The 24,000-nt window shown below is 68.2% G+C and carries 26 protein-coding genes; 12 read left to right on the top strand and 14 right to left on the bottom strand.

All coding sequences use genetic code 11. The features are described 5' to 3' along the window. Positions 1-170 precede the first annotated feature (170 nt). Genes ACAM49_RS13700 through ACAM49_RS13685 form a run of 4 tightly spaced genes read left to right on the top strand, consistent with a single transcriptional unit; the run spans position 171 to position 4,077 of the window. Positions 171-1,184: a hypothetical protein gene (locus ACAM49_RS13700; protein ID WP_369635858.1), complete on the top strand. Its 1,014-nt coding sequence runs from the start codon at positions 171-173 to the stop codon at positions 1,182-1,184. After that, positions 1,181-2,215, top strand: a complete 1,035-nt coding sequence (locus ACAM49_RS13695) for a hypothetical protein (RefSeq protein WP_369635857.1) — start codon at positions 1,181-1,183, stop codon at positions 2,213-2,215. The genes ACAM49_RS13700 and ACAM49_RS13695 overlap by 4 nt, the downstream gene beginning before the upstream one ends. Further along, a complete protein-coding gene (locus ACAM49_RS13690; protein ID WP_369635856.1) occupies positions 2,212-3,069 on the top strand; it encodes a hypothetical protein in 858 nt (285 codons plus the stop codon). Before ACAM49_RS13695 ends, ACAM49_RS13690 begins: the two co-directional genes overlap by 4 nt. A gap of 36 nt (positions 3,070-3,105) precedes the next feature. Further along, positions 3,106-4,077, top strand: coding sequence for a hypothetical protein (locus ACAM49_RS13685; RefSeq protein WP_369635855.1), 972 nt, complete (start codon positions 3,106-3,108; stop codon positions 4,075-4,077). Between the two features lie 19 nt (positions 4,078-4,096). On the opposite strand, the gene ACAM49_RS13680 is transcribed toward ACAM49_RS13685, so the two are convergent. Beyond that, complete coding sequence (locus ACAM49_RS13680) at positions 4,097-4,984, bottom strand: LLM class flavin-dependent oxidoreductase (protein WP_369635854.1); 888 nt, start codon at positions 4,982-4,984, stop codon at positions 4,097-4,099. 73 nt (positions 4,985-5,057) lie between these two features. On the opposite strand from ACAM49_RS13680, the gene ACAM49_RS13675 reads away from it, so the two are divergent. Continuing rightward, entirely contained in the window at positions 5,058-5,471 is a 414-nt protein-coding gene (locus ACAM49_RS13675; protein WP_369635853.1) for a YjbQ family protein, read from the top strand. Positions 5,472-5,480: 9 nt separating this feature from the next. On the opposite strand, the gene ACAM49_RS13670 is transcribed toward ACAM49_RS13675, so the two are convergent. From ACAM49_RS13670 to ACAM49_RS13655, 4 genes are all read right to left on the bottom strand, one after another. Then, complete coding sequence (locus ACAM49_RS13670; protein ID WP_369635852.1) at positions 5,481-5,816, bottom strand: MmcQ/YjbR family DNA-binding protein; 336 nt, start codon at positions 5,814-5,816, stop codon at positions 5,481-5,483. Positions 5,817-5,824: 8 nt separating this feature from the next. Further along, positions 5,825-7,273, bottom strand: a complete 1,449-nt coding sequence (locus tag ACAM49_RS13665; RefSeq protein ID WP_369635867.1) for a VWA domain-containing protein — start codon at positions 7,271-7,273, stop codon at positions 5,825-5,827. 40 nt (positions 7,274-7,313) lie between these two features. Then, positions 7,314-8,198 (bottom strand): AAA family ATPase, encoded by an 885-nt coding sequence (locus ACAM49_RS13660; RefSeq protein WP_369635851.1) that lies wholly within the window; start codon positions 8,196-8,198, stop codon positions 7,314-7,316. A 75-nt stretch (positions 8,199-8,273) separates the two neighbouring features. Further along, a complete protein-coding gene (locus tag ACAM49_RS13655; protein ID WP_369635850.1) occupies positions 8,274-9,542 on the bottom strand; it encodes a glutamate-5-semialdehyde dehydrogenase in 1,269 nt (422 codons plus the stop codon). Positions 9,543-9,602: 60 nt separating this feature from the next. On the opposite strand from ACAM49_RS13655, the gene ACAM49_RS13650 reads away from it, so the two are divergent. The 5 genes from ACAM49_RS13650 to ACAM49_RS13630 all read left to right on the top strand — a co-directional run bounded on the left by ACAM49_RS13650 (position 9,603) and on the right by ACAM49_RS13630 (position 14,388). Next, the gene (locus tag ACAM49_RS13650) at positions 9,603-11,120 is read left to right on the top strand and encodes an MFS transporter (protein ID WP_369635849.1); all 1,518 of its coding nucleotides are present in this window, start codon (positions 9,603-9,605) and stop codon (positions 11,118-11,120) included. Continuing rightward, entirely contained in the window at positions 11,117-11,992 is an 876-nt protein-coding gene (locus ACAM49_RS13645; protein ID WP_369635848.1) for a ribokinase, read from the top strand. The genes ACAM49_RS13650 and ACAM49_RS13645 overlap by 4 nt, the downstream gene beginning before the upstream one ends. 43 nt (positions 11,993-12,035) lie before the next feature. Next, the gene (locus tag ACAM49_RS13640; RefSeq protein ID WP_369635847.1) at positions 12,036-12,572 is read left to right on the top strand and encodes a PadR family transcriptional regulator; all 537 of its coding nucleotides are present in this window, start codon (positions 12,036-12,038) and stop codon (positions 12,570-12,572) included. Between the two features lie 121 nt (positions 12,573-12,693). Continuing rightward, the gene (locus ACAM49_RS13635) at positions 12,694-13,557 is read left to right on the top strand and encodes an SDR family oxidoreductase (RefSeq protein WP_369635846.1); all 864 of its coding nucleotides are present in this window, start codon (positions 12,694-12,696) and stop codon (positions 13,555-13,557) included. 84 nt (positions 13,558-13,641) lie between these two features. After that, entirely contained in the window at positions 13,642-14,388 is a 747-nt protein-coding gene (locus ACAM49_RS13630) for a short-chain dehydrogenase/reductase (protein ID WP_369635845.1), read from the top strand. Positions 14,389-14,394: 6 nt separating this feature from the next. Here ACAM49_RS13630 and ACAM49_RS13625 read toward each other — a convergent pair whose 3' ends face one another. Beyond that, positions 14,395-14,973, bottom strand: a complete 579-nt coding sequence (locus ACAM49_RS13625; RefSeq protein ID WP_369635844.1) for a TetR/AcrR family transcriptional regulator — start codon at positions 14,971-14,973, stop codon at positions 14,395-14,397. Between the two features lie 151 nt (positions 14,974-15,124). Between ACAM49_RS13625 and ACAM49_RS13620 the strand changes: the two genes are divergently transcribed. Beyond that, positions 15,125-16,825 carry a nitroreductase family deazaflavin-dependent oxidoreductase gene (locus ACAM49_RS13620; protein ID WP_369635843.1) on the top strand — a complete coding sequence of 567 codons (1,701 nt, stop codon included), beginning with the start codon at positions 15,125-15,127 and terminating at the stop codon, positions 16,823-16,825. A gap of 183 nt (positions 16,826-17,008) precedes the next feature. Here ACAM49_RS13620 and ACAM49_RS13615 read toward each other — a convergent pair whose 3' ends face one another. The 8 genes from ACAM49_RS13615 to ACAM49_RS13580 all read right to left on the bottom strand — a co-directional run bounded on the left by ACAM49_RS13615 (position 17,009) and on the right by ACAM49_RS13580 (position 22,922). After that, positions 17,009-17,416 (bottom strand): PIN domain-containing protein, encoded by a 408-nt coding sequence (locus ACAM49_RS13615; RefSeq protein WP_369635842.1) that lies wholly within the window; start codon positions 17,414-17,416, stop codon positions 17,009-17,011. Next, positions 17,416-17,661 carry a type II toxin-antitoxin system VapB family antitoxin gene (locus ACAM49_RS13610; protein WP_369635841.1) on the bottom strand — a complete coding sequence of 82 codons (246 nt, stop codon included), beginning with the start codon at positions 17,659-17,661 and terminating at the stop codon, positions 17,416-17,418. The genes ACAM49_RS13615 and ACAM49_RS13610 overlap by 1 nt, the downstream gene beginning before the upstream one ends. A gap of 95 nt (positions 17,662-17,756) precedes the next feature. Next, the gene (locus tag ACAM49_RS13605; RefSeq protein ID WP_369635840.1) at positions 17,757-18,788 is read right to left on the bottom strand and encodes a zinc-binding dehydrogenase; all 1,032 of its coding nucleotides are present in this window, start codon (positions 18,786-18,788) and stop codon (positions 17,757-17,759) included. Between the two features lie 48 nt (positions 18,789-18,836). Further along, positions 18,837-19,715, bottom strand: coding sequence for a VOC family protein (locus ACAM49_RS13600; RefSeq protein ID WP_369635839.1), 879 nt, complete (start codon positions 19,713-19,715; stop codon positions 18,837-18,839). Positions 19,716-19,745: 30 nt separating this feature from the next. After that, positions 19,746-20,828, bottom strand: coding sequence for a 2Fe-2S iron-sulfur cluster-binding protein (locus ACAM49_RS13595; RefSeq protein ID WP_369635838.1), 1,083 nt, complete (start codon positions 20,826-20,828; stop codon positions 19,746-19,748). A gap of 110 nt (positions 20,829-20,938) precedes the next feature. Next, positions 20,939-21,181 carry a hypothetical protein gene (locus tag ACAM49_RS13590; RefSeq protein ID WP_369635837.1) on the bottom strand — a complete coding sequence of 81 codons (243 nt, stop codon included), beginning with the start codon at positions 21,179-21,181 and terminating at the stop codon, positions 20,939-20,941. An 11-nt stretch (positions 21,182-21,192) separates the two neighbouring features. Then, the gene (locus ACAM49_RS13585) at positions 21,193-22,335 is read right to left on the bottom strand and encodes a Rieske 2Fe-2S domain-containing protein (protein WP_369635836.1); all 1,143 of its coding nucleotides are present in this window, start codon (positions 22,333-22,335) and stop codon (positions 21,193-21,195) included. A gap of 83 nt (positions 22,336-22,418) precedes the next feature. After that, positions 22,419-22,922, bottom strand: a complete 504-nt coding sequence (locus tag ACAM49_RS13580; RefSeq protein ID WP_040806307.1) for a flavin reductase family protein — start codon at positions 22,920-22,922, stop codon at positions 22,419-22,421. Between the two features lie 232 nt (positions 22,923-23,154). Between ACAM49_RS13580 and ACAM49_RS13575 the strand changes: the two genes are divergently transcribed. Continuing rightward, complete coding sequence (locus tag ACAM49_RS13575) at positions 23,155-23,988, top strand: IclR family transcriptional regulator (protein WP_369635835.1); 834 nt, start codon at positions 23,155-23,157, stop codon at positions 23,986-23,988. Positions 23,989-24,000: the final 12 nt, after the last annotated feature.

Below are 24,000 nucleotides of genomic sequence, written 5' to 3'. Positions count from 1 at the left end.
GCTTACCGGGGGCTATTGCATCGCCCGCGCACCGGCGGGGCGAGCGGGGGTCGCGGCGTTGCGATCAGGCTGACCACAAGTCGGGACTTTCTCCCGGACTCGAGTTGCCATGGGTGTGCTGTTGGAGATCCGCAGGCCCGCAGCAGTCGAATCAATCAAGGGAACTCGTCATGGGACGACATTCTTATCGGTTTGCCGCGGCGCTGGCCGCGATCGGTGTTTCCACGCTCGGTGTGTCCGCGCTCGCCGCGCCGGGCGCGCACGCGGAACCGGCCGCTCTCAATGGATTGTTCGCGCTGGCGCCGGGCGTGTGTGCGAACGGTGCGGTGACCGGAAGCTTCTTCCGCATGATCCTGCCGACCGGCGACGCGAATGGGCCCTTCCTCCAGAACAGCGACTCCCGATGCAGCGATCAGACGGTGACGCCGCTGTCGGCGGGCACCGATGGCGGGCTGGTCAGCGGCAGCTATCAGCCGCAGCCCGCCGCGGCCTTCGATGGCGCGGGGAACGCGCAGTCGGGGCGGGTGACCACGCCGGTGCGTTTCTACGGCGTCGATTTCGCGACCGCGACCAATCCGACGGATCCGCAGACCGGCTCCGGAACCGGTCTGCCCCAGCTGTTCAGCGATGGCGGCCGATTGTCGGGTGACCTGAGCAGTCTGGGGGTCACCTGGAACAACCAGGTGTTCAATCAGGGGTCGCCGAAGCCCGGCGGCGGGCTGCCGGGCAAGACCAGCGGGGTCAGCGGAAGCATCGACGCGGCGGGCAATTTCGTCATCGAGTGGACCAGTCAGATCGTGGGCGGGCCGTTCAACAACTTCACCGGGCTGTGGCATCTGGCGGGGCAGTATCGGGGCAGCCTGCCGCAGGGCGCGCCCGCCGCGGCACCGATCGCGCCGCAGGGTCCGGCCTCGGCTCCGCCCGCCGCGGCTCCGGCTCCGGCCGTCGCGGAACCGGGTGCGCCGCAAGCGCCCGCCGCCGAATCCCCGGCGCCGCAGCCCGCCACCGCACCCGCCGCGGCTCCGGCATCGCAGGTTCAGGCCGCGCCGGTCCTGGCGACCAAGACCGTGGAAATACCGCGCGGGCAACGCTATCCGTGGCTGGTACCGGTACTGCTGATCATCGCGATCATCGGCACCGGTGTGTTCTTCGGCGCGGACCGCCTGGTCCGAATACGGCGATGAGCACCGTGTCCACGTTCTCCGGGCTGCCCGCCTACTCCGAATTCGTCTCCCAGGCGGAGCGGGCGCCCGAACGGGTCACGGCGCGATGGCCGTTCGCGGTGCTGGCGATGCTCGGCGTGCTGCTCGTGGCCGCGCCGGTCGCCACGGGGATGTTCCCGCGTGCGGTGAAGGGTGAGGCCATGATCGACGCCTTCGGCCCGTATGTGACCGAGCAGAGCATCGACGGGTACCGCTCGGATCTGCGCGTACTGGACGGCGCGCGCACGAATATTGTTACCCTGCAATCTGTTTCGCCGCCTGCGGGTGAGTATCCCCGCGTGGATCAGTTCGTCCGGGACTACCCGGGCATCCGGGCCGACATCTCGTCCATGCTCGACGCGATCGACACCAATCGGCAGAATTACCGGACACTCTCCAACACAGCGCCTTTCGGCAGCCTGCCCTGGTTGCTGGCATTGCCCGGCGTGGTGCTGATCGGTGCGGGCATCGCCGGCTTCCGCGCCGCAGGGAACGGCTCACGGGCCACGACGTGGCGGGCCTTCGCGGGGCTGGCGGGCCTCGCGCTGATCGTGACACCTTTGGCGGCAGGGCTTTTCGCGGCGGCTCCTGCCGCGCAGCCGGTCATCGACGGGTTCCGGCCGATCCTCACCACCGAGCACGTACGCCGAGTCCAGGGCTATTTCGTCACCCTGGTCGCCGCGGACGGCGAATTGAACAGCCGCTACGCCGGGGCGGTTCGCGCCGCGCACCCCGATGCCGATCTGTCGGGCATCACCGCGCTCGAGAACCGCTGGCAGCCCATGACCTCCCGCTTCGCGGCGCTGGTCGGGACCATGAACGACAATGTGCGCAATTTCGACGCCGTGGTGGCGTTGAACGACGTCACCCGCCCGCTCGGGTTCACCGCGTTTCGCGGCTTGGCCTGGGGCTTCTTGATTCCCGGCATTTTGGTCACGGGCTTGGCCCTGATCGGCTTACGCCCAGTCCCAACCGGCTCCGGCCGAGGTGATTCCACCGGAGAAGAGCAATGAGCAAGTCGCGTTCCCTTACTCGTGCCCGCGCGATCGCCGCGGTGCTGGCGGCCACCGCGGTGCTGGCCGCGGGCTGTGGCAGCGACGATACACACGAGACCTCCGGCGGCCCCGAGCAATTGGTGGGCCTGCTGCGGTTCACCCCGGGTGCGGTGGACGGAAACACGGTGCGCGGCACGTGGTTTCGAATGGTTCAGCCGGGCGGCACAGCGGAGAACGGGCCCTATATGCCCAATGGCGATTCCCCCGCGCAGGGTGGTTCCACCACCTTGCTGGAGCCTGGCACCGCGGGCGGCCTGCGGACGGGCGGCTACCAGAGCGAGCCGCAACCCGGTTTCGCCCAGGGCAATTCGCTGTCGGGCTCCATCACCAAGCCGACCAAGTTCTTCGCCGTCGAGTTCGGCATCTCCACCAACCCGGTCGACCCGCAGACCCGCCGCGAGGTCGGTCCGCCGACCGTGACCGCCGACAACGGCAAGCTCACCGCCGACCTGTCGTCCTGGGCGGCCTCCTGGAACGACCAGGAGTTCAACCAGGGCGCGCCCAAACCACCGGAGCGCCAGGGCGCGCGGGTGGCCGGAGCCGAAGAACTCCAGAAGGCGTGGGACTGGGTCTCGCACCAATGGTTCGAACGCCCCAAATCCGATGCCGCGCAGGGCCCGTCGGCTACCGGCACCTACGACGCCCGAACCAAGGCCTTCACTCTCCAGTGGACCAGCCTCATCGTCGGTGGCCCCTTCAACGGCTTCACCGGCGTCTGGCACCTCGAAGGAACCTTCGAACCCGACGCCGCCGCACCCGAGACCGTCCACCGTTCCGCCACCCCAACCGCCCAACCGCAACAGCCGAAATAGCTTCGCCCTCGGGATATTCGATCAGGAGCCGCTCCCATGACCACCGCCGAGCCGACCCGGCGACCCGCCGCGGTCACCGCCTTGCGCGCGATCGCCGCCCTGACCGTGGTGGGTAGCGCCGCCGCGGCCACCACCCTGACCGTGCGAGCCGACGAGCGGGTGCCGACCATCGTGGTGACGGGCGAACAGTCCTCCGCCGCAGCACAATCCACGCCCGGCAGCGTGACGGTGGCGCCCGCCCCGATACCGGCCGGTCCCGCCGCAGACCCGGCAACGGGTGCGCAGTCCGGCCCAACCCCCGGTGTACCGGCCGCCGTGCCGCTGGGTACCGGCCCGGCCTCCTCGGTACCGCTGGGAGGTGGCCCCACCGCCACGACGGCCCTGAATCCCGATCCGCGCACGCAGGGCGGTGCCTTGCCACCGGGTCCGAACTCCCAGGCTCCGGGTGGCAGCGTCCCGCTCGGGCCGAGCGCGTCGGCCGACAGCGCCGTACCGCTTGGTGCGGGAAGCCCTTTCGCGACTCCGGTGGTGAACACTCAGCCCGCCTGCCCACTGGGCTGGCCCGCGCCGAAGCAGCAGGGCGGCCTGGCCTCGCTGATCGGCCTGGCCCCACTGGCGGGTCCGTTCTCCTCGGAGGCGTTCGCCCTGGGATCGGTCTATCAGCCGATCCTGCAGCTGGTCGGCCCCGTGCTCGCCGAGATCGCGCCGGTCATCACGCGGTACCAGCCACTCATCGATCCGATCATCAGCCAGGTGCAGGGGGTGGAAGCCATTGTGCTGCAGGCGATCCTGCCCTACTACGGCCTCTACCGAAGCCAGCTCATCGCCGCCGAGGGCGATCTGGCGAAGGCCCTCGCCCCGGTGCTGAACAACGTCTACAACAGCGAGATCGCCTCCTGCTTCGTTGCCTGGCAGGGCCAGATCATCGATCAGGCCAAGGGTGGCCGCATCACCGTCGCGTCCCTCGCCCACCCGGGCACCGTCGTCGAGTTGGGCCCCGAGAACTGAGCTCGGGGCCCCGAAACGGTCAGGCGCACAGGGCCCGAGTGGCCGGTACGACCTCACCGATCCAGCGGCGCAGCTGGGTTTCGTCCGCGGACTCCGGCCAGTACACGAAGGTGTCGAACCCGGTCTCCGTGGCGAAGTCGGCCAGGATTCGAGCCCAGCCGGCCGCGTCGGTGCGGATCTTCTCCTCACCCCGGAGGGTGACCGGGCCCGGGGTATCGGTGATCGTTCCGACCAACTGCGCCATCCGCATGATGTCGCCCGGTTTCCGGCCCGCATCGATGGCTGACGAGGAGATGATGTCCTGTGTCGCTTGCCATTTCTCGTAGGGCAGGTAGTGCGGGATGGGTGCGGCCCAGCCGTCGGCGATGCGGCCGGTGAGAACGTTGGCCTTCGGGCCGACGCTGCCGAACCAGATGCCGACCGGGTGTGCGGGGGCGGGGCCGGATTGGACGCCGTGCACACGGTAAAGCGAGCCATCGACCTTCGCCTTCGTGCCCGGCTGCCACATGGCGCGAATGATCGCGGTGGCTTCCTCCAGTGCTTGCAGCGCTTCAGGATTCGTGCGCGTCGGACCGCCCATGGCGCTGATCGCAGGCCAGAAGGCCCCCGCACCCAAGGCGAGCTCGAACCGCCCGCCACTCAGCAGATCCAAGGTCGCGGCCTGCTTACCCAACATCGCCGGTCCGCGCAGCGGAAGGCTCGCCACATCCGGAAATACCCGCAGCCGTTCGGTTTCCGCCAACACCGTGGCGATCACCGCGAACGTGTCCGCCAGCCCACCCGAATACGGATGATCCTGGATACCGAGCAGCTCCAGCCCCTCCCGGTCCGCCTCCCTGGCCATCGCACGCAGCCGCGGCAGCTCGGTCACCGTCGGCGCCAACTGAATTCCGAATCGTAGATCCACCCAGCGATCATGCCAGTCGAATCCGAGCGAGTCAGCCGCGGCGCCGGAGCCGGGGAGGAGGACGATGGTGGGTATGGAGAGCACCGTGATCGAGGTGAAGACCGGGCGTAGTGAAGTCGTTCATGATCTGACGCCGCAGTGTGGGGAGTTTTTGGGCGACGTCGCGAACGGGGGTGACGGGTTGTTGCATGTGTTCGTGCCGCATGCGACGGCGGGGATCGCGTTGATCGAGCTCGGTGCGGGTAGCGATGACGATCTGCTGGCGGCGTTGCGGGATTTGCTGCCTGCTGATGATCGGTGGCGGCATGCGCATGGGTCGCGGGGGCACGGGCGTTCCCATGTGATGCCCGCTCTCATCGCGCCTTACGCCAGCATTCCGGTGCTCGGTGGGGAGTTGGCGCTGGGGACTTGGCAGTCGATCGCGATGGTCGACCTCAATGTCGACAATCCGGTGCGGCAGGTGCGGTTGTCGTTCCTGGCCGGGTGAGGGGCGCGATCAGGCTTGGGGGCGTTTGGACTTCGGGAGTTTGCTGACGATGGCGTCGTAGGAGCCGTCGATCAGTTCGCGGAGTTCGTCGTCGGGGATCTTGCCGCCGACGGCGACGCTGTTCCAGCCGTACCGACCGATGTAGTGGGAAGCGGTGACGTCGTCGGGGTAGACGTGGATCAGTTCGTCGGCTTCGGCGCGGGTGCGGCCGCATTTGAGGCCGATCGATTCGCCGGTGCCGATGAAGGCGAAGACCTTGTCGCCGACCTTGGCGACCACGTCGCCCTCCCAGGGCTCGTCTTCCCAGGCACCGGGTTTCGACAGGCAGTAGGCGAGGACGTCCATGGTGTCTCCTAGACCGGTAGCAGTCGGGCCACGACGGCGGTGAGTTGGCGGGCGTTGCGGCACTCGTGCATCTCGATGATGTCGGCGTACTTCGAGGCGGCGGAATCGCCGGTGCCCCACATTTTCTCGGCCTCAGGGTTGAGCCAGTAGGCGTGCTTGGCGGTGCCGACCAGCTGGCGGAGAGTATCGAGGGCGGGGTCGCGGTAGTTGGTGCGGGCGTCGCCGAGGATGAGCAGGGAGGTGCGGCTGGTGACGGCGTCGGGGAATTTGTCCGCGAGACCTTCCAGGGCCGAACCGTAATCGGAGTGGCCCTCGATGCCGACGACCTTGGATTCGGTGAAGATGCGCCGGGTCAGTTGATCCAGGGGCGTTTTCGAGTCGAAGAGCTGCGTCACCTCGTCGGTCTGGTCGACGAAGGCGAAGATGCGGACCCGGGAGAACTGTTCGCGCAACGCGTTGACCAGCAGCATGGTGAAGCCTGAGAAACCCGCCACCGAACCCGAGATATCGCACAGCAGAACGAGATCGGGGCGGCCGGGGCGGGGCTTGCGGGTGACCAGGTTGACCGGGACGCCGCCGGTGGACATGGACTTGCGCATGGTCTTGCGCAGGTCGATCTCGCCGCGGCGGGAGCGGCGGCGGCGCGCGGCCAGGCGGGAGGCCAGGACTCGGGCCAGGCGCTGGCTGCTGCGGCGCAGTTCGTCGAGTTCGGTCTGGGAGATGCGCAGGAAGTCGGCGTCCTCGGCCTGCCGGGCCACACCGTAGGTGGCGACGCGGTCGCGCCCGATGCGTTCGGCGACGCGGCGGCGCGTCTCCGCCTCGACGGTGCCGCGGAACTCCTTGATGCGGGCGCGCGCGGTACGGCGGGCCACCTCGGAGTCGAACTCCGAATTGTCCATGCCCTGCGACAGACCCGCGAGAATCTTGCTGACCAGCAGTTCGGGCTGCAGATCCTTCAGCGTCTGATACGCGGAGAACGACGGCCCGCCCGCCGCCTGGTACTGCCCCATCTGCTCGACCATCTGCGCGGCCAGCGCCTGCAACTGCTGCGCCTGCTCCCCGGACGGATCCTGGATCAGCAACTCCGCCAGCATCTTCCGCAGTTCGAGAATGTCGACCATGCCGTCGGGCCGCATCGGCAATTCGACCTCCTCGGCCCCGACCCGCTCACCGAGCGCGGCCGGGAACCACAGGTCGAACATGCCGTCGAAGGTGGTGCGCTGGGTGGTGCGGCGCAGTAGCGCGCAGGCCAGCCCCTCACGCAGGGCTTCACGATCCATGAGATCGAGAACGGTGAGAACCTGTCCGGCATCCACGGTTTCGGACGGCCCGACCGGAATTCCCCTGCCGCGCAAGGCTTCCACGAACCCGACCAGATGCCCTTGCAGCCCGTGTTCGGCCGTCGGTCCCGGCACCGTCACCGGTTTGGCGGGCGTACCGCCCGAAATCGCCCGCATGGCAGCCGAAACCAGTCCGCGCTGCCGGTTCTCCGCCATGTCAGGCCAGCTTCAGCTCGGACTGCGCGCGCACATGATCGGCCTGGTGCTTGAGCACCACCCCGAGCGTGGCCCGCACCGTCTTGTCGTCGAGATCCTTGGCGCCCAAGGCGAGCAATGTGCGCGCCCAGTCGATGGACTCCGCCACCGACGGCAGCTTCTTGAGCTGCATGCCGCGCAGCACGTGCACGATCCGCACCAGCTGCGCCGCCACCGCGGGCTTGAGCTCCGGCACCCGGCTGGCCAGGATGCGCCGCTCGAGATCCTCGTCGGGGAAATCGATGTGCAGGTACAGGCAGCGCCGCTTCAACGCCTCGGACAGCTCGCGCGTGGCATTGGAGGTCAGCACTACGAACGGCTTGCGGGTGGCGCTGATGGTCCCCAATTCCGGCACGGTGACCGAGAAGTCGCTCAGCACCTCGAGCAGTAGACCTTCGATCTCGACGTCGGCCTTGTCGGTCTCGTCGATGAGCAGCACGGTCGGCTCGCTGCGCCGGATGGCGGTCAGCAGCGGGCGTTCCAGCAGGAATTCCTCGGTGAAGACGTCGGCCTTGGTTTCGGCCCAATCGTTCTCCGAGGACGCCTGGATGCGCAGGATCTGCTTGGCGTGGTTCCACTCGTAGAGCGCGCGGGCCTCGTCCACGCCCTCGTAGCACTGCAACCGCACCAGCTCCGCACCCGCGACCTGCGCGACCGCCTTGGACAGCTCGGTCTTGCCGACACCGGCCGGGCCCTCGATGAGCAGCGGCTTGCCGAGCCGGTCGGCGAGGAAAACCGAAGTGGCGGTGGCCTTGTCGGCCAGGTAGCCGGTGCCGGCCAGCCGCTCGATCACATCGTCGACCGACGAGAAGATCGGCTCCTGGTTGGGTGCGGTGGTCGGAGCCACGGGCGGTCCCTCCTTATTCGGGGGTCTGGGGGAAGCCCCCAGACCCCAATTCCAACCGGCGAAGCCGGGTTACCACTACACGGGCCGAATCTGGCCGTCGCCCCAGACGATCCACTTGGTCGACGTCAGTTCCGGCAGGCCCATGGGCCCGCGCGCGTGCAGCTTCTGGGTGGAGATGCCGATCTCCGCGCCGAAGCCGAACTGCTCACCGTCGGTGAACGCGGTCGAAGCATTCACCATGACGGCGGCGGCGTCCACGCGAGCGGTGAACTCGCGGGCGGCCTTCAGATCGCCGGTCACGATGGCCTCCGTGTGCCCCGTGCCCCACTGGTTGATGTGCTCGACGGCCGCGTCCAGATCGTCGACGACCTTCAAAGCGATATCGAGGGACAGGTATTCGTCCGCCCAGTCGGTGTCGGTGGCCGGCACCAGCCCGGGCAGATCACCGTGAATGGTGACGCCGGAATCCTCGAGCGCCTTGATCATCCGCGGCACCGCGAAATCCGCGATGGCCCGGTCGATCAACACGGTCTCGGCGGTATTGCACACCGACGGCCGCCGGGTCTTGGCATTGATCAGGATGGACTCGGCCATATCCAGATCCGCGTCGCGGTGGATGAAGACGTGGCAGTTGCCGGTCCCGGTCTCGATGGTCGGCACCTGCGCGTCGCGCACCACGGCATTGATCAGGCCCGCGCCGCCGCGCGGAATCACCACGTCCACCAGACCGCGCGCCTGGATCAGATGGGTCACGCTGGAGCGGTCCTCCGACGGCAGCAGCTGCACCGCGTCGGCCGGAATCCCCTGCGCCTCCAACGCTTCCCGCAGCACCTTCACCAGCGCGGCATTGGACTTGGCCGCCGAGGACGAACCGCGCAGCAGCGCCGCGTTGCCCGACTTCAACGCCAGCCCGAAGGCATCCACGGTGACATTCGGCCGCGCCTCGTACACCATGCCCACCACGCCGAGCGGCACCCGCACCTGACGGATCTCCAGCCCGTTGGGCAGTGTCGACCCGCGCACCACATCGCCCACCGGATCCGGCAGCCCGGCCACCTGCCGCAGCCCCGACGCGATCCCGTCGACACGGGCCTCGGTCAGCCGCAGCCGATCCAGCAGCGACTCGGCGGTGCCGCCCGCCTTGGCGGTCTCGATGTCCTCGGCATTGGCGGCGAGTACGGCGTCCTTGGCCGCGAGCAGCGCATCGGCCGCGGCGTGCAGTGCGGCGTCCTTCTGCGCGGTGGTGAGCTGGGCGAGCGTCCGCGACGCCACCCGAGCCCGGCGCGCCGAGTCGTGCACCACCTCGCGGACGGCGTCCCGGTCGGTGGTCGTGGGAGCAGTCATGTGAACAGATTACTTATTACATTCCGCCGCCTGTCGGGGCAGGTTGTTACGGTGGGCCCCATGACCGCGAGCATCCGGTTGTCCTCGGGCACCGGCCGATGGGTTCTTCTCGCGACCGTCCTCGGTTCCGGGATGGCCATGCTGGACGCCACCGTCGTGAATGTGGCACTGCCCAGGATCGGCGACGAATTCGGCGCGTCCATGGCCGGGCTGCAGTGGACGGTGAACGCGTACACGCTGACGTTGGCGGGATTGATCCTGCTGGGCGGGTCGCTGGGCGACCGGTACGGGCGCAGGCGGGTCTTCCTGATCGGCGTGGTGTGGTTCGCCATCGCGTCGGCGTTATGCGGTGCGGCGCAGGATGTTTCGATGCTGATCGCGGCGCGAGCATTGCAGGGCGTAGGCGGGGCACTGCTGACGCCCGGATCGCTGGCCATCATTCAGGCCTCGTTCCGGCCCGACGAGCGGGCGAAGGCGGTGGGCGCGTGGTCCGGACTGGGCGGCGTGGCCGGGGCCATCGGACCGTTCCTGGGCGGCTGGCTGGTCGAGGCGGCCGGATGGCGCTGGGTGTTCCTGCTCAATATCCCGCTGGCCGCGGTGGTGGTCGCGGTGACGGCCCGGCACGTGCCCGAGACCCGTGACACCGAGGCGCACGGCAAGTTCGACGTACTGGGCGCGGTGCTGGCGGCCCTGTGCCTGGCCGGATTCACCTATGCGCTGACCATGGCCCCAGAACACGACGCGAATCGAATCCTGGTGTGGGGCAGCGCGATCGTGGGTGTCGTGGCGGCGGTCGCCTTCGTGGTGGTGGAGCGGCGGCGCTCGCATCCCGGCGCCGACCCGTCGGCCATGCTGCCCGTGGACGTCTTCGCCTCCAAGCAGTTCAGCGCCATCAATGTGGTCACCTTCGTCATGTACGGCGCGATGAGCGTGGTGTTCTTCCTGCTCGTGCTCACCCTGCAGGTGGTGGCCGGATTCAGTCCGATCGCCGCGGGCACCGCCATGCTCCCGGTCACCGTCCTCATGCTGCTGTTCTCGGCCCGCTCCGGAGCCCTGGCCCAGCGCATCGGCCCGCGCTGGCCGATCACCGTCGGCGTGCTGCTGGCCGCCGCGGGCATGATCCTGATGACCCGCATCGGCATCCACACCTCGTACCTGCGCGATGTCCTGCCCGCCGCACTGGTTTTCGGCGTCGGCCTGGTGCTCGCGGTGGCCCCGCTGACCGCCACCGTGCTGGCCACCGCCGACGAACGGCACGCGGGTGTGGCCAGCGGCGTCAACAACGCGGTGGCCCGCGCCGCGGGTCTGCTGGCGGTTGCGGCCATCCCGCCGCTGGCCGGTCTCACCGGCTCGGCCTACACCGATCCGAGCGCCTTCGACCATGGCTTTCGCCTGGCCATCTTCACCTCGGTGGTCCTGATGGTCGCGGCCGCCGCCCTGGCCTTCTTCACCGTCCGCGATGACGCCCTGCGCCAGGCCCCGCCCGAGTGCGTCCCCGAATGCCGCAGCTTCTCCGCCGTCGCCAGCCCGCCCCTGGAACCCGACCACTCCCCGGCCCGAGGAAAGAAGACCGCATGACCACACCCCGAATCGCGGTGGTGGGCAGTATCAATATGGATCTGGTGACGACGGTCGGTCGGCGGCCGGAGGCGGGGGAAACGGTTTCCGGCGACGGGTTCGCGCTGGTGCCCGGTGGCAAGGGCTCGAATCAGGCGATTGCCGCGCGGCGAGCCGGGGCCGAGGTCGAATTCGTCGGCGCGGTCGGGGACGACGTGTTCGCGACAGCGCTGCGGGAGGTGTTGAGCAAGGCCGGGGTCGGGGTCTCGCGGCTGCGGACGGTCGAGGGGCCCAGCGGGATCGCGACCATCGTGGTGGACGGGGATGGCGAGAACACCATCATCGTGGTGGCAGGGGCCAATGGCCGGATGACGGACTTGACCGCGGCGGAGCTGAAGACGATCGCCGCGGCCGATGTGCTCATGTGCCAGTTGGAGATTCCGGTGCCGACGGTGCTGGCGGCCGCCCGGCACGCGCGGGCGAACGGGACCACGGTCCTGCTGAATCCCTCTCCGGTGCGCGAACTTCCGGCCGAACTGTGGGCCGAGGTCGATGTGGCGGTGGTCAATGAGGGCGAGGCCGCCCACCTGGCCGAGGCGCTCGCCGCTGTCCCCCATGTGATCACCACGCTCGGCGCGGCGGGCGCGTCCTATCGCGGGACAGACGGCAGCATGCTTTCGCATCCCGGCGTCCCGGTCAAGGTCGTGGACACCACCGGTGCGGGCGACACCTTCACCGGCGCACTGGCCGCGCACTGGCACGAGGGACCCGAGACCGCCCTGGCCTGGGCGTGCACGGCGGGCGCGCTCGCCACCACCAAACTGGGTGCCAGCGCCTCGATTCCGGAGTTCGAGGAGATCCGCCGGGCCCTCGCCGACGCCGCCGCACCCTAGCCGGGTGTGATGATGGGGATTCAGGTTCTAGGAAAGGTGCGGGATGTCGCTGCGGCACGGGCTACTGGGATTGCTGGCCGAGGGACCCGCCAGCGGGTACGACCTGGCGCAGCGGTTCCAGGAGGCGCTCGGGCCGGTGTGGCCCGCGCGTCATCCGAAGATCTACGCCGAGCTCGGGAAGCTGGCCGAGGCTGGCATGATCGAGATCGACAGCGAGGGCGCGCGCGGGCGTAAGGCGTACCGGATCACCGAGACCGGGCTGGCCGAGGTGCGGCGATGGCTGGTCGAGGAGGACGTCGACCACACGCTGCGGCTGGAACCGCTGCTGCGGTCGTTCTTCTTCTGGCTGATGGACCCGAAGGATCTCGGCGAGCATCTCGAGCGCGAAGGCCGGTACTTCGGCGATACCGCGGCCATGTACCGCGAGCTGGCCCTGGCCAAGGACCGCGGCGAATTCGGCGAACTCGACCCGCACGCCAAGTCCAAGCGGATCGCGGTCGAGGCCGGCATCCGGCTCTACGAGGCGCTGGCCGAATGGGCCGAATGGGCACGCGACGAGATCGACGGGGAAAACACCTAGCCCACAGCGAGATTCGAATCGAAGTGGGCTACCGCTAGCCGTTGACATGTACCAAGGGACATGTACTCTTGTTCATGTACCCGGGTATGCGTATCAACCGCGATTCGATCCGAGGCTTCACATGACAACAGCCACCAGCACCCGCGCGATCCTGCTCACCGGCGCAAGCGGCGGCATCGGCCGCTCCTGCGCACTCTCCCTGGCCGCCAAGGGATTCCACGTTTACGCCGGGGTCCGCACCGTGACACCGGACCTCGATGCCACCGGCATCACCCAGCTCACCCTCGACGTCACCGATTCCGACAGCGTCGAAGCCGCCGCCGAACAGGTGGCCAAACACCAAGACGGACAAGGGCTGTACGCCGTGATCAACAATGCGGGCGTGCTCGTGCAGGGCCCGACCGAACTGGTGCCGATCGACGAATGGCACCGGCAGTTCGAGGTCAATGTGCACGGCCCGGTCCGCGTCATCCAGCAATTCCTGCCACTGCTGCGCACGGGCGGCGGCCGGATCGTGAACGTCAGCGCGGCCAGCGCCCGGGTCGGCTTCCCGTTCCTCGGCCCGATCGGCGCGAGCAAGGCTGCGCTGGAATCGTATTCGGAATCGCTGCGCGTCGAGCTGGCGCCGTGGCGGATTCCGGTCTCCATCGTGCAGCTCGGGGCCATGCGCACGGAAATCTTCGCCAAGTCCGCCGCCGCGGCCGAAGCCGCACTGGCACAGGCGGATCCGCGCAGGGTCGCCCTCTACAATCGCCAACTCGCCGCCTTCGACCAGGCCACGGCCGGGCAGCGCTACGCCCCGGTCGAGGTGGCGGCCACCGCGATCACCCGTGCCGTCGAGGCGCGCCGTCCCAGGCCGCTCTATGTGGCGGGTTCGGATGCGCGGCTCGCGGTCTGGCTCTCGCGCATCCCGGCGCGACTGCGCGACAGCGTCTTTCAGCACGCACTGGGCTTGTCCGGCATCGAGCCTGTCCCGGCGGCGTAGTGGACATTCGACCAATAAGTTGAACCATGCGAACACCCACAACGTTTCGCATCGGCACCGCAGACACAATCAGGAGATGGGCCAATGGATTTGGGATTGCGCGGAAGAACCGCACTCGTGACGGGCGCCTCGGCGGGCATCGGCGCGGAGATCGCGCGGGTGCTGGCCGCCGAGGGCTGCCATCTGCACCTGGCCGCGCGCGGCAAGGAGAAGCTGGACGAGATCGCGGAGCGGCTGCGCGCCGAACACGGCGTGGAGGTGCACACGCACCGGACCGATCTGCGGGCGGGCGAGGATATCGAGCGCCTCGCCGAGGTCGTCGGCGCGCCGGACATCCTGGTCAACAATGCCGGTGACGTGCCGGGCGGGAACCTGGCCACCGTCGACGAGGAGGCCTGGCGGCACGGCTGGGAGCTGAAGGTCTTCGGCTACATCAACCTGAGCCGCAAGGTCTACGCGAGCATGAAGCGGCAGGGCCGGGGCGTGGTCGTGAATGTCATCGGCGCGGCGGGCGAACGCCCCGACGCCGACTACATCGCGGGCAGCACCGGCAATGCCGCGCTCATGGCCTTCACCCGAGCCCTGGGCAGCAAGAGCTGGCGCGACGGCATCCGGGTGGTGGGCATCAATCCGGGCCCGGTGGCGACCGATCGCATCACCAAGCTCATCGACACCAATGCCCGCTTCGCCGAGATGGCCGCGGACTTCCCGTTCGGCCGCCCGGCCCACACCCGCGAAATCGCGGATATGGCAGCGTTTCTCGCCTCCGACCGGTCCGGTTACACCACCGGAACGATCATCACCATCGACGGTGGCCTGAGCCTGATCTGAAGCCGCTCAGGCGACGGAGGTCTTCTTCCCCGTGTACAGCCCGACCAGGTCGGCCAGCTGCTTCCCCGCGCGTTCCAAGGGCGCGGTCGAGCGGGACGCCAGCGACATGACGACCGCGCCCTCGATGGCCGCCACGATGGTGGTGGCCAGCGAGCGCGCGGTCTCGGGCGCGACATTCTCGGCCTCGAGCCGCTCGGCGAGGATGCCCTCCCATTCGGTGAAGGTCTCCCCCGCCACATCCGCGGCCTCCGGCGACTCCGTCCGCCCGAGGGCCGCGGCCACGATCGGGCAACCCGCGCTGAAGTCGGTGGACAGCAGCGTCTCGCGCCACATGGCCGGGAAGGCCGCGATGGCGCTGGCCAGATCGCTGCCCGCCAGGACGGTCCGCATGAGGGCGCTCGAGGCCTGACCGGCGGCCCGGGTGGCCTCGGCGACCAGCTCGGATTTGCCGCCCGGGAAGTTCAGGTAGACGGACCGGCGCGAGATGCCGCTGTGGTCCAGCAGCTGGGCGATGCCGGTCCCGGCGATGCCATTGCAGCGCATCAGGGCGATGGCGCTGTCGATGAGGCGGTCGCGGGCACCCATGGACGGTTCCTCCTTGCTGTATACCGATCGGTGTACTACCGTTTTCGGATATACCGATTGGTCTACCCCAAGTGTAGACCGCTGCTCGAACCTGCGACTCGACTGCGTCGGATTCAGTACTGCGTCTGATCAAACGAAATGGGGCCCAAGCATGCCGACCCTGCACGATCCCCTGCCGCTGGCCAGCGGCCAGGTACTGCCCAATCGCATTATGAAATCGGCCCTGAGCGAAGGGCTGGCGAATGCCGAGAATGCTCCCGACGCGCGGCTGGAACGACTCTACGGGCGCTGGAGCCGCGGCGGCTACGGATTGATCGTCACCGGCAATGTCATGGTCGACCGCCGCCACTGCGGCGAACCCGGCAATGTGGCCATGGAGGACGAACGGCACCTGGCCGCGCTGACCCGCTGGGCCAAGGTCGCCAAGGACGGCGGGGCCAAGGTGTGGGTGCAGCTGAATCACCCCGGTCGGCAGGCCAATCCGATCGTCACCCGCACGCGCGCGGTCGCGCCCTCGGCGATCGCCATGGGAATTCCCGGCGTCCCCGCGCCGCGGGCGCTCACCGAGGACGAGATTCTCGACATCATCGCGCGGTTCGGCCGCGCGGCCCGGGTCGCCGAGGCGGCCGGATTCGACGGCGTGCAGATCCACGGCGCGCACGGATACCTTGTCTCCCAGTTCCTTTCGCCGCTGTCCAATCAACGCACCGATGCCTGGGGTGGCGACGCCACCCGGCGACGACAGTTCGTGGTCGAGGTGGCGCGCAGCATTCGCGCGTCGGTCAGCCCGGGATTCGGGCTGGGCATCAAGCTCAACTCGGCCGACTTCCAGCGCGGCGGCTTCACCGAGGACGAATCGCGCACGGTCATCGAGGAGCTCTCGGCCGAGGGCATCGACCTGTTCGAAATCAGCGGCGGCAGTTACGAATCCCCCGCCATGATGGGCCGCCCGGTCAGCGCCTCGGCGAGCACCCGCGCCCGCGAGGCCTACTTCCTGGACTATGCCGAGACAGCCCGGCAGGCCGCGGGCACGGTGCCGATCGCGGTGACCGGCGGCTTCCGCTCCCGGGCCGCCATGGCCGAGGCGCTGGCCGACGGCACCTGCGATGTCATCGGACTGGGCCGCCCGACCGCCGTGATCCCCACCGCCGCAGCCGATCTGCTCACCGAGCGCACCGACGCCCTGCGGCCCCCGCACATCTCGCTGGGCCTGCCGCCGCGCCTGGCGGCCAACGCCAATCTGAAGTCCGCCGACGGCGCACTCGACCTGCAGTGGCACACCGATCAGCTGCACCTGCTCGGCGCGGGCAAGGATCCCGATCCCGACCGCTCCCCCTGGCGCACCGCGGCGACCATGCTGCGCCGCAATGGTTTCGACGCCTTCCGCAGCAAGCGCGCCGCGGCCCCGCGCTCGGCCGCCGACCGCGCCGCCCGCAAGTTCCGGGTGGAGCGCACCATGGGCCGCTACGTCATGAACCCGACCATCCGCGCCCTGGACAAGATCGGGGTCCGCACCGCCTTCGCCACCGAGATCGAGACCATCGGCCGCAAATCCGGTGAGCCGCGCCGAGTTCCGGTCTCCATGCTGTTCGACGAGGACGGCGCCTGGGCCATCTGCCAGCACGGCCTCCGCTCCGGCTGGGGCCTGAACCTGTCCGCCAACCCGAATGTCCGAGTCCGCCAGGGCGATCGCTGGCGCACCGGCACCGCCGTCCTGCTCCCCGACGACGACGTGGTCGCCCGCGCCCGCTCCTTCGCCCCGCACCCGGCCCTGGCCCCCGTCGCCCGCGGCGTCTTCTCCGCCCTGGAGAGCGATCCGGTAACGGTGCGAATCACCTTCACGGATCGATAATTCAAGGCCGCTTTCACGTAATCGGAAATTTACTTTCATGTGATATGGTGAAAGCGAATTCGAATTTCCCTGCCTACCATCGGATCTCGCAGCATTCAGCCGATCCGATGGTAGGGAGAATTCGATGGAGAACGGGCCGAGCCGCACCGCGATGATCGCGGCGGCCAGCCGGGCGGGGCAAACTCAGGCCCGAATATTCCGCTCTCGCAACTCTTCGACCACACTTGACACGGTGGTGAAATCGTTGTCAATGTGCAGCACGGTCAGGTCGTGGTGGACCGCAGTCGCGCACACGACCAGGTCGACCACACCAGCGGACCGGTGCAGCCCACGTTGCGTGAGCTTGTACTGAGCCGAATCCACCCAACGCCAAGCGGATTTCGGGACCGGCGCGGACTTGCAGAGGCCGTCCAGGGCCTCGAGCATTTCGTCACGATGCGCCGGACCTTTGGCCGAGAACAAGAACTCGGCCTTCGTCGGCTCGCAAATGTAGAGCGACCCAACGCGCGCCGGTTCGCGCCATCGTTCGGCCTCATCCGGATTCCGGAAGATGTACCAGAGGGCAGAGGTATCAAGCAGGTATCCGGTCACTAGGGCGACTCCGAGTGCCAGGCGCGCTTCCACGCTTCCTTGGCCGACGTATGAGCGTCAGCGGCCTGATCGAAGTCTCCGCGCTGCCCCATCGCTAGGAGCTTGTCGAACGCCTCCAGTCGTTTGCGCTGCTGAACGTACTCGAGTAGCGCCCGGTTGACCGTCTCCTTCTTGGTGGTGGTCCCCATTAGGCGCATGGCTTCGTTCAGGGCATCGTCGTCGAGATCGATCTGGGTGACGGTCATGACACACCTCCGCATGTTGGTGACATACATATCTGATGTATGTCACCATCATAGCTGGTCAACACCACCCGCTGACCCGGGATTCTGCGCCGTGCTCACAATTCCGGCCGGACCAGGATCTGTATGTGGTCGTCGGGGTTACGTAGGGATTCGATGGCGTCGGCGACGCCATCGAGGCCTACCTGATCGGTGATCAGGGAGGCCGCGTCTACGGTGCCATCGGCTATGCGCTGCAAGGTTTTCGCGTATTCCTCGTGTGGGTAGACCATGCACATCTGGAGGGAGATGTCCTTGTAGATGCCGACGATGGGGCGGATGACGTCGTCGGTCATGACCGCGCCGATCTGGAGGATGGCGGTCTCGCGGGGCACCTTGTACATGAGGTCGTTGAGCAGGCCGGGTACCGAGGCGCATACCCAGACGTGCAGCTTCTGGCCGGGGGAGGCGAGTTCCTGCCACACCTCGACCGGATCCTCGACACCCGGATCGACCACGCGGTGTGCGCCCAGGCGTAGGGCGGCCTCGCGGCGCAGCTTGGACGGATCGGAGGCGACGATCGGTGCGACACCGCGCTCGGCGAGCGCGGCCACCGCGCCCAGACCGACTGGGCCGCAACCGATCACGATGCCGGTCCCGTCCGGCCCGATGCCGGTGCGCGCCACATTGCCGAAGCCGACCGCGAGCGGTTCGGTCATGGCCGCCACATGCGGCGGCACATGCTCCGGGATGGGTTCCAGGGCCATGGCCTGCAACACCATTCGCTCCCCGTATCCACCGGGAAAGTCATTGGAGTAGCCGATGCCGTGGATCCCGCCCGCCGCATCCAGCGCCCACGGCAGCGCGACCACGTGCTGCCCCTCGATGAACGGCGTGTCCGGTCCCGCGCCGATGACCCGGGCGGCCAGCTCGTGGCCCATGACCAGGTCCCGGTGCGGGTCGAACATGAAGGTCGGCACGCCGGAATCCCGTGAGGCCTGCAGGAATTCATCGGTGTAGTCGAGTGCCTGTTTGTCGGACCCGCAGATCCCACAGGCGATGGTCTCCACCAGCACCTGCCCGGGCCCGGGCACCGGGTCCGGCACCTCGTCCACCACGAGCTTGCGGTCTCGCATGACTACCGCGCGCATATCACTGTCCTTCCGTCCCGGTTATTCAGTTGTGTGCCGAATCGGCCGTCAGCCCCGGGCCCATTCGTGACCCCAGTAGCTGTCGGCGGTCATCTCCTCGGCGACGTAGTCCGCGCCGACCAGCATTCCCTCGCAACCGAATTCGAGATCCCAGTTGCCGGGGGTGCGGACGTAGAAGGAGATCATCTTGTCGTTGGTGTGCCGTCCCAGCGTGGAGGACAGGTGGTAGCCCGCCTTGTTCACGCGGTCCAGGGCGCGGCCGACATCGTCGAGCGAATCGACCTCGACCATGACGTGCACGATGCCCGGCCCGTCCGGCCGCGAGCCCGGAATCAGCGCGAGGCTGTGGTGGCGCGGGTTGACGCCCATGAAGCGGATCCAGATCGGATGCTCCGGCGGCCCGACCCGGAACGAGCCGCGCGAGGCGAAGCCCAGTACGTCGGTGTAGAACTGGCGCGCCTCTTCGATGTCGCGCACCGGAAGCACCACGTGACCGAGCCCGAGATCGCCGGTGACGAAGCGGTTTCCGAACTTGCCGACCACCGGCGAGTGGTCCAGCAGCGGCCCGTGGAAGACCTCGATGGTGAATCCGGACGGGTCGACGAAGGCGATGGCCTCCTCGACGTGCCGGTTCACGGCCTCGGCCACCGACAGCGTGGAGACCGCGACCCCGGCCTTCTCCAGGGTCTCGCGCACCAGCTCCAGCGAGCGGCGGTCGGCCACCTGCCAGCCGACGGCGATGACCTCGTCGCGCTCGCCCGGCACCAGTTCGAACCGGTAGGTGTGCTCGTCCACGCGCAGGTAGACGGAATCGGGATTGGGCCCGGTGCCCTCGGCGAAACCGATGGTGTCGAAGGCGAATTGGCGCCAGGCGGCCACATCGGCGATGCGGGCGCGCACGTAGCCCAGGGAGGCGAACGCGGCCATGGTGATACTCCTCGGATCGATCGCGAATTGTCAGTCGTAGGTGACGGAGACGTCGTCGGTGACCGGCACGGCCTGGCAGGCCAGCACATAGCCGTCGGCGATGTCGGCGTCCTCGAGAATTTCATTGCGGCGCATGCTCACCTCGCCGGAGACGATCCGGCAGACGCAGGCGCTGCACGCCCCCTCCTTGCAGGAGTACGGGGCGTCCAGTCCCTTGGCGAGCATGGTGTCGAGCAGGGTCTGCTGCCGCGGCCAGACGAGTTCGTGGTGCTCACCGTCGAGTTCGACCCGCGCGACGGCGGCATCGCCCTCGTCGATCACGACATCGGCCGCGGCGGTATCGCTCTCGAACGGATTGCCCGACAGTGACACGAACTTCTCGCTGTGCACGCGCTTGCGGTCCGCGCCCAGCTCGGCCATCGCCGCCGCGACCGCGTCCATGAACGGGCCGGGACCGCAGACGAAGACCTCCCGGCCCGCCCACGGACGGGCCAACGCGGCCAGGCCGGCCACGCTCGGCAGCCCCTGGACCGACTGCAACCAGTGCAGCACCAGCAGCCGATCCGGGTGCGCGGCGGCCAGTTCCGCGAGTTCACGGGCGAAGATGACCGAATTCTCGTGCTGATTGGCGTAGATCAGCGTGCAGTGGCCCGTGCCCTGCGCGAGCACGGATTTCAGGATGGACAGCACCGGGGTGATACCGCTGCCGCCACCGAACAGCAGCAGGTCGGAATCCAGCGAGTCCGGGGTGAAGATCCCGGCGGGCGGCAGCGCCTGCAGGGTCAGACCCGCGGCGGCGTTGTCGCACAGCCAGTTCGAGCCGTACCCGTCGACGGTCCGCTTGACGGTGACCTTCAGCGGCCCGTCCTCGTGCGGCGCGCTCGACAGCGAGTAGCAGCGGCTCACCGAACCGGTCAGTTCACTGGGGATGCGCAGGGTCAGGAATTGTCCCGGACGATAGACGAACCGTTCGGCATGTCCGGCCTCCGGGACGAGTTCGAGCGATACCGCGTCGGCGGTCTCCCGCACCACGCGCACGACCCGTACAGATGTGATGCCGGTCACTTTCGCCTCGGCCAGGGCCTCGTCTACCTCGAAGTCTGTCACCGTCATGCGCTCTTCCAGTTCCATTCCTGTGCTGTCTGTTTCACCGCCGTGCCGGTCGGGTAATCCGTATCTACGGGCCGGCCGCCGACGACGTCGGGCGGCCCACTCTTCAAGGGTCAGGCCAAGGTTCGCCCTCGGGTTCGGACATCCACGTCACGCGTGCTGACACCGACCGCGCCCGAGGCGACCGCCTCGTCGATGCTGGCCCGCAGCGCCCCGCAGGTGTGCGACAGCGCGTTCCCGGACAGCTCCGCGCAGTCCGCCATCGCGGTCTTGTTCCACTGCACGCTGGTGTGCTGGTCGCTGTACTTCTCCACCAGCACGCAGGTCCCGCAGGACCGGCACGAAACCTTGTCCATCCCAATGCCTCTCAGGCGTTAGCCGCTTCGCGCTTGGCGATGTTGTCGGCGACTTCGGCTTCCCAGGCGGTGACCGCGCGGGTGGTGTCGACCTCGTACTCGAACCGATCCGTCATCTCATCGGCGACATCGGCGACATCAACGTAAAACTGCTCGTACCAGCGACGCAGCTGATAGACCGGCCCGTCTTCCTCGCACAGCAGCGGATTGTTGATGCGCGACTTGCGCTTCCAGATGGCCGCGTCCTGCTCGAAGCCCTTGCCCAGGCCGCCCACGAACTTCTCGGCGATCTCGTTCGCCTGCTCGGCGGGCACGCCCTCGGGCCGCTTGGCGATCGCGCCATACATGAGCACGAACTGGTTCTCGTTGATCGGGTAGTGGCAGTTGATCAGGTAGCCCTCGACCACGAGGCCGTTGGGGCTCTCGCTCTTGAGGTAATCGATCATGTAGGACGGCCCGTAATAAGAGGCCTCCGACTGCAGCACGTTCTTGCCGCCCAGCGCCTTGGCGGTCTCGCCCATCATGTCCTCGCGCGACACCGAGGTCATGAACTGACTGGCGGTGTGGCCCTCGAAGACGTTCTTGAAGAAGGTCGGGAAGCCGTAGTGCACGTAGAAGAAGTGCGCCATGTCCACCACGTTGTCGACGACCTCGCGGCAGTTGGCGTCCACGATCATGGAGTTCCAGGTCCAGTCGGTCCACTCGTCGCTGAACGCGGCCTCGATGCGCGGAATGGCCAGCTCGGCCGGGGGCTGCTTGCCCTCCGGGTCGTTCCAGACGAAGAGCATCTGATTCTCGACCATGGTCGGCCACGCCTTGGTGCGGGCCAGCGGCGGCACGCGGCGCGCGTAGGGAATGCCCGTGCACTTGCCCTTGCCGTTCCAGCGCCAGTCGTGGAACGGGCAGGCCAGCGAATCGCCCTTGATGGTGCCGTCGGCCAGGTTGCCGCCCATGTGCGGGCAGTACGCGTTGAGCACGTTGAGGGTGCCGTCCTCGGCGGCGAAGACCACGATCTCGGTGCCGAAAGCCTTGACGGTGTGCGGCTTTCCGTCACGGAAGGAGTCGGCCAGGCCGAGGCAGTGCCAGCCGCGCGCGAATCGAGTCGGGGGCTTGCCCGAGTCGATGACGCGAACTTCACTCTCTGCGGTGGTCATGTGAATTCCTCTCCTGGTGTTGCTTCGATGGTTGCGGCCGATGTGACGACGACGACAGCGCAGTCTCACTGGCCGGGCGGTGCCTACTGGTCTGCGAGACGGCTGAAAGACGCGCGGTAGAACAGCAGCGGATTCGCCTCGGAATGCTCGTTCAGGCTGGTCACGCGCCCGATGACGATGGTGTGGTCGCCGCCGTCGACCTCGTCGTGCAGTTCGCAGTCGATCGACGCCATGGCCCCGACGAGCAAGGGCGAACCGTTCGCGGACGCGGCCCAGTCGACCCCGGCGAACTTGTCCGCGCCCGGCCGACCGAGCCGACGGCAGATATCGGCCTGATCGTCGGCCAGGATGTTCACGCAGAACCGCCCCGCCGCACGGATTCTCGGCCAGGTGCTCGAGGTGCGCGCCGGGAAGAAACTCACCAGCGGCGGGTCGATCGACAGCGATGCGAACGACTGACAGGCGAAGCCCACCGGTTGGCCCTCGTCAAGGGCGGTGATCACGGTGACTCCCGAGGCGAAGCGCCCCAGCACGGTCTTGAAAGCCGCTGCGTCGATGGCCGGAACTTGATCCAGCACCGGGTCCACGGCGCCTCCTTATTTCGATCCGAAATATAGCTAGAAGTCATGACAGCAGGTCGCGGACCGGAGGCGTCAACTACGTGGTTCGGTCATCGGGACCCGTATCCGTAGGTTTTACGTAGTTCCCCCGATTCCCCAGCGTGTGGCGCAGGGCACTGTGACTGGTAGCACACGCTCCGAACCAGGCACATGCCTAATCGGAATAGTCCTAGACTGGATATGACCAACGGAGGTACCCATGTCCGTCGCCCTGCTGCCCCCGGCGGAAGCTCGACCCACTCACAACCCCATGCGCGCCAAGGATTCCCGCGCCAGCGCCGAAGTCCCCGTCTCGATGATCGAGCGGATGACCTTGATCCTGGACGCATTCGACGCCTCCACCCCCACGCTCACCCTGCTCGGCCTGGTCGAGCGCACCGGGCTGCCGCGGTCCACCGTGCACCGGATCCTGGACCAGATGATCAAGCTGCGCTGGCTGGCCCACACCTCGGGCGGCTACCGCCTGGGCATGCGCGCCCTGGAGCTGGGCGGACTCACCGCCGACCACAACGAGATTCGCGATGCGGTCTCCCCGCTGCTGCACGAGCTGAGCCAGCGCACCGGCATGGTCGGGCACCTGGCGGTCCTCGACGGGCGCGATGTGGTCTACCTGGACAAGGCCGGCGGCCGCTTCGCCGCGAGCCTGCCCACCCGCCTCGGCGGCCGGATGCCCGCGCACGCAACGGCTCTCGGCAAGGCCATGCTCGCCTGTCTGGAGCCCAATATCGCCGAGGCCGCGCTGCGCAACCGCCTGCCGCGGCTGACCCCGCGCACCATCTGCGAGCCCGAGGCGCTGGCCCGCGAGCTGCAGCAGATCCGGCTGCGCCAGGGCGTGGCCATCGATCGCGAGGAGGCCGTGGCCGGAATCGCCTGTGTCGCAGCGCCGCTGCGGGGCCGGGGTACCGCGCCCGCCGCGCTGTCGCTGTCCGGTCGCGCCGACGGCATGAGCTACGACCGGCTGGCCCGCGTCGTGCTCGAGGTCGCGCACGAGGCCGGCCGCACCCTGTTCCCGCGTCGCGCGCACTGGCGTTGAGCGGAGCGACCG

The sequence above is a fragment of the Nocardia sp. JMUB6875 genome (assembly GCF_041154655.1).
Classification (GTDB): Bacteria; Actinomycetota; Actinomycetes; order Mycobacteriales; family Mycobacteriaceae; genus Nocardia.
Note: the sequence above shows the minus strand (reverse complement) of the source record. Positions and strands in the feature narration are given on the sequence as shown.

What these genes read in the sequence shown, in the direction of transcription:
- ACAM49_RS13700 (WP_369635858.1), top strand. Translation starts at nt 171, where the DNA reads ATGGGACGACATTCTTATCGGTTTGCCGCGGCGCTGGCCGCGATCGGT.
- ACAM49_RS13695 (WP_369635857.1), top strand. Translation starts at nt 1,181, where the DNA reads ATGAGCACCGTGTCCACGTTCTCCGGGCTGCCCGCCTACTCCGAATTC.
- ACAM49_RS13690 (WP_369635856.1), top strand. Translation starts at nt 2,212, where the DNA reads ATGAGCAAGTCGCGTTCCCTTACTCGTGCCCGCGCGATCGCCGCGGTG.
- ACAM49_RS13685 (WP_369635855.1), top strand. Translation starts at nt 3,106, where the DNA reads ATGACCACCGCCGAGCCGACCCGGCGACCCGCCGCGGTCACCGCCTTG.
- ACAM49_RS13675 (WP_369635853.1), top strand. Translation starts at nt 5,058, where the DNA reads ATGGAGAGCACCGTGATCGAGGTGAAGACCGGGCGTAGTGAAGTCGTT.
- ACAM49_RS13670 (WP_369635852.1), bottom strand. Translation starts at nt 5,816, where the DNA reads ATGGACGTCCTCGCCTACTGCCTGTCGAAACCCGGTGCCTGGGAAGAC.
- ACAM49_RS13665 (WP_369635867.1), bottom strand. Translation starts at nt 7,273, where the DNA reads ATGCGGGCGATTTCGGGCGGTACGCCCGCCAAACCGGTGACGGTGCCG.
- ACAM49_RS13655 (WP_369635850.1), bottom strand. Translation starts at nt 9,542, where the DNA reads ATGACTGCTCCCACGACCACCGACCGGGACGCCGTCCGCGAGGTGGTG.
- ACAM49_RS13650 (WP_369635849.1), top strand. Translation starts at nt 9,603, where the DNA reads ATGACCGCGAGCATCCGGTTGTCCTCGGGCACCGGCCGATGGGTTCTT.
- ACAM49_RS13645 (WP_369635848.1), top strand. Translation starts at nt 11,117, where the DNA reads ATGACCACACCCCGAATCGCGGTGGTGGGCAGTATCAATATGGATCTG.
- ACAM49_RS13640 (WP_369635847.1), top strand. Translation starts at nt 12,036, where the DNA reads ATGTCGCTGCGGCACGGGCTACTGGGATTGCTGGCCGAGGGACCCGCC.
- ACAM49_RS13635 (WP_369635846.1), top strand. Translation starts at nt 12,694, where the DNA reads ATGACAACAGCCACCAGCACCCGCGCGATCCTGCTCACCGGCGCAAGC.
- ACAM49_RS13630 (WP_369635845.1), top strand. Translation starts at nt 13,642, where the DNA reads ATGGATTTGGGATTGCGCGGAAGAACCGCACTCGTGACGGGCGCCTCG.
- ACAM49_RS13625 (WP_369635844.1), bottom strand. Translation starts at nt 14,973, where the DNA reads ATGGGTGCCCGCGACCGCCTCATCGACAGCGCCATCGCCCTGATGCGC.
- ACAM49_RS13620 (WP_369635843.1), top strand. Translation starts at nt 15,125, where the DNA reads ATGCCGACCCTGCACGATCCCCTGCCGCTGGCCAGCGGCCAGGTACTG.
- ACAM49_RS13610 (WP_369635841.1), bottom strand. Translation starts at nt 17,661, where the DNA reads ATGACCGTCACCCAGATCGATCTCGACGACGATGCCCTGAACGAAGCC.
- ACAM49_RS13605 (WP_369635840.1), bottom strand. Translation starts at nt 18,788, where the DNA reads ATGCGCGCGGTAGTCATGCGAGACCGCAAGCTCGTGGTGGACGAGGTG.
- ACAM49_RS13600 (WP_369635839.1), bottom strand. Translation starts at nt 19,715, where the DNA reads ATGGCCGCGTTCGCCTCCCTGGGCTACGTGCGCGCCCGCATCGCCGAT.
- ACAM49_RS13595 (WP_369635838.1), bottom strand. Translation starts at nt 20,828, where the DNA reads ATGACGGTGACAGACTTCGAGGTAGACGAGGCCCTGGCCGAGGCGAAA.
- ACAM49_RS13590 (WP_369635837.1), bottom strand. Translation starts at nt 21,181, where the DNA reads ATGGACAAGGTTTCGTGCCGGTCCTGCGGGACCTGCGTGCTGGTGGAG.
- ACAM49_RS13585 (WP_369635836.1), bottom strand. Translation starts at nt 22,335, where the DNA reads ATGACCACCGCAGAGAGTGAAGTTCGCGTCATCGACTCGGGCAAGCCC.
- ACAM49_RS13575 (WP_369635835.1), top strand. Translation starts at nt 23,155, where the DNA reads ATGTCCGTCGCCCTGCTGCCCCCGGCGGAAGCTCGACCCACTCACAAC.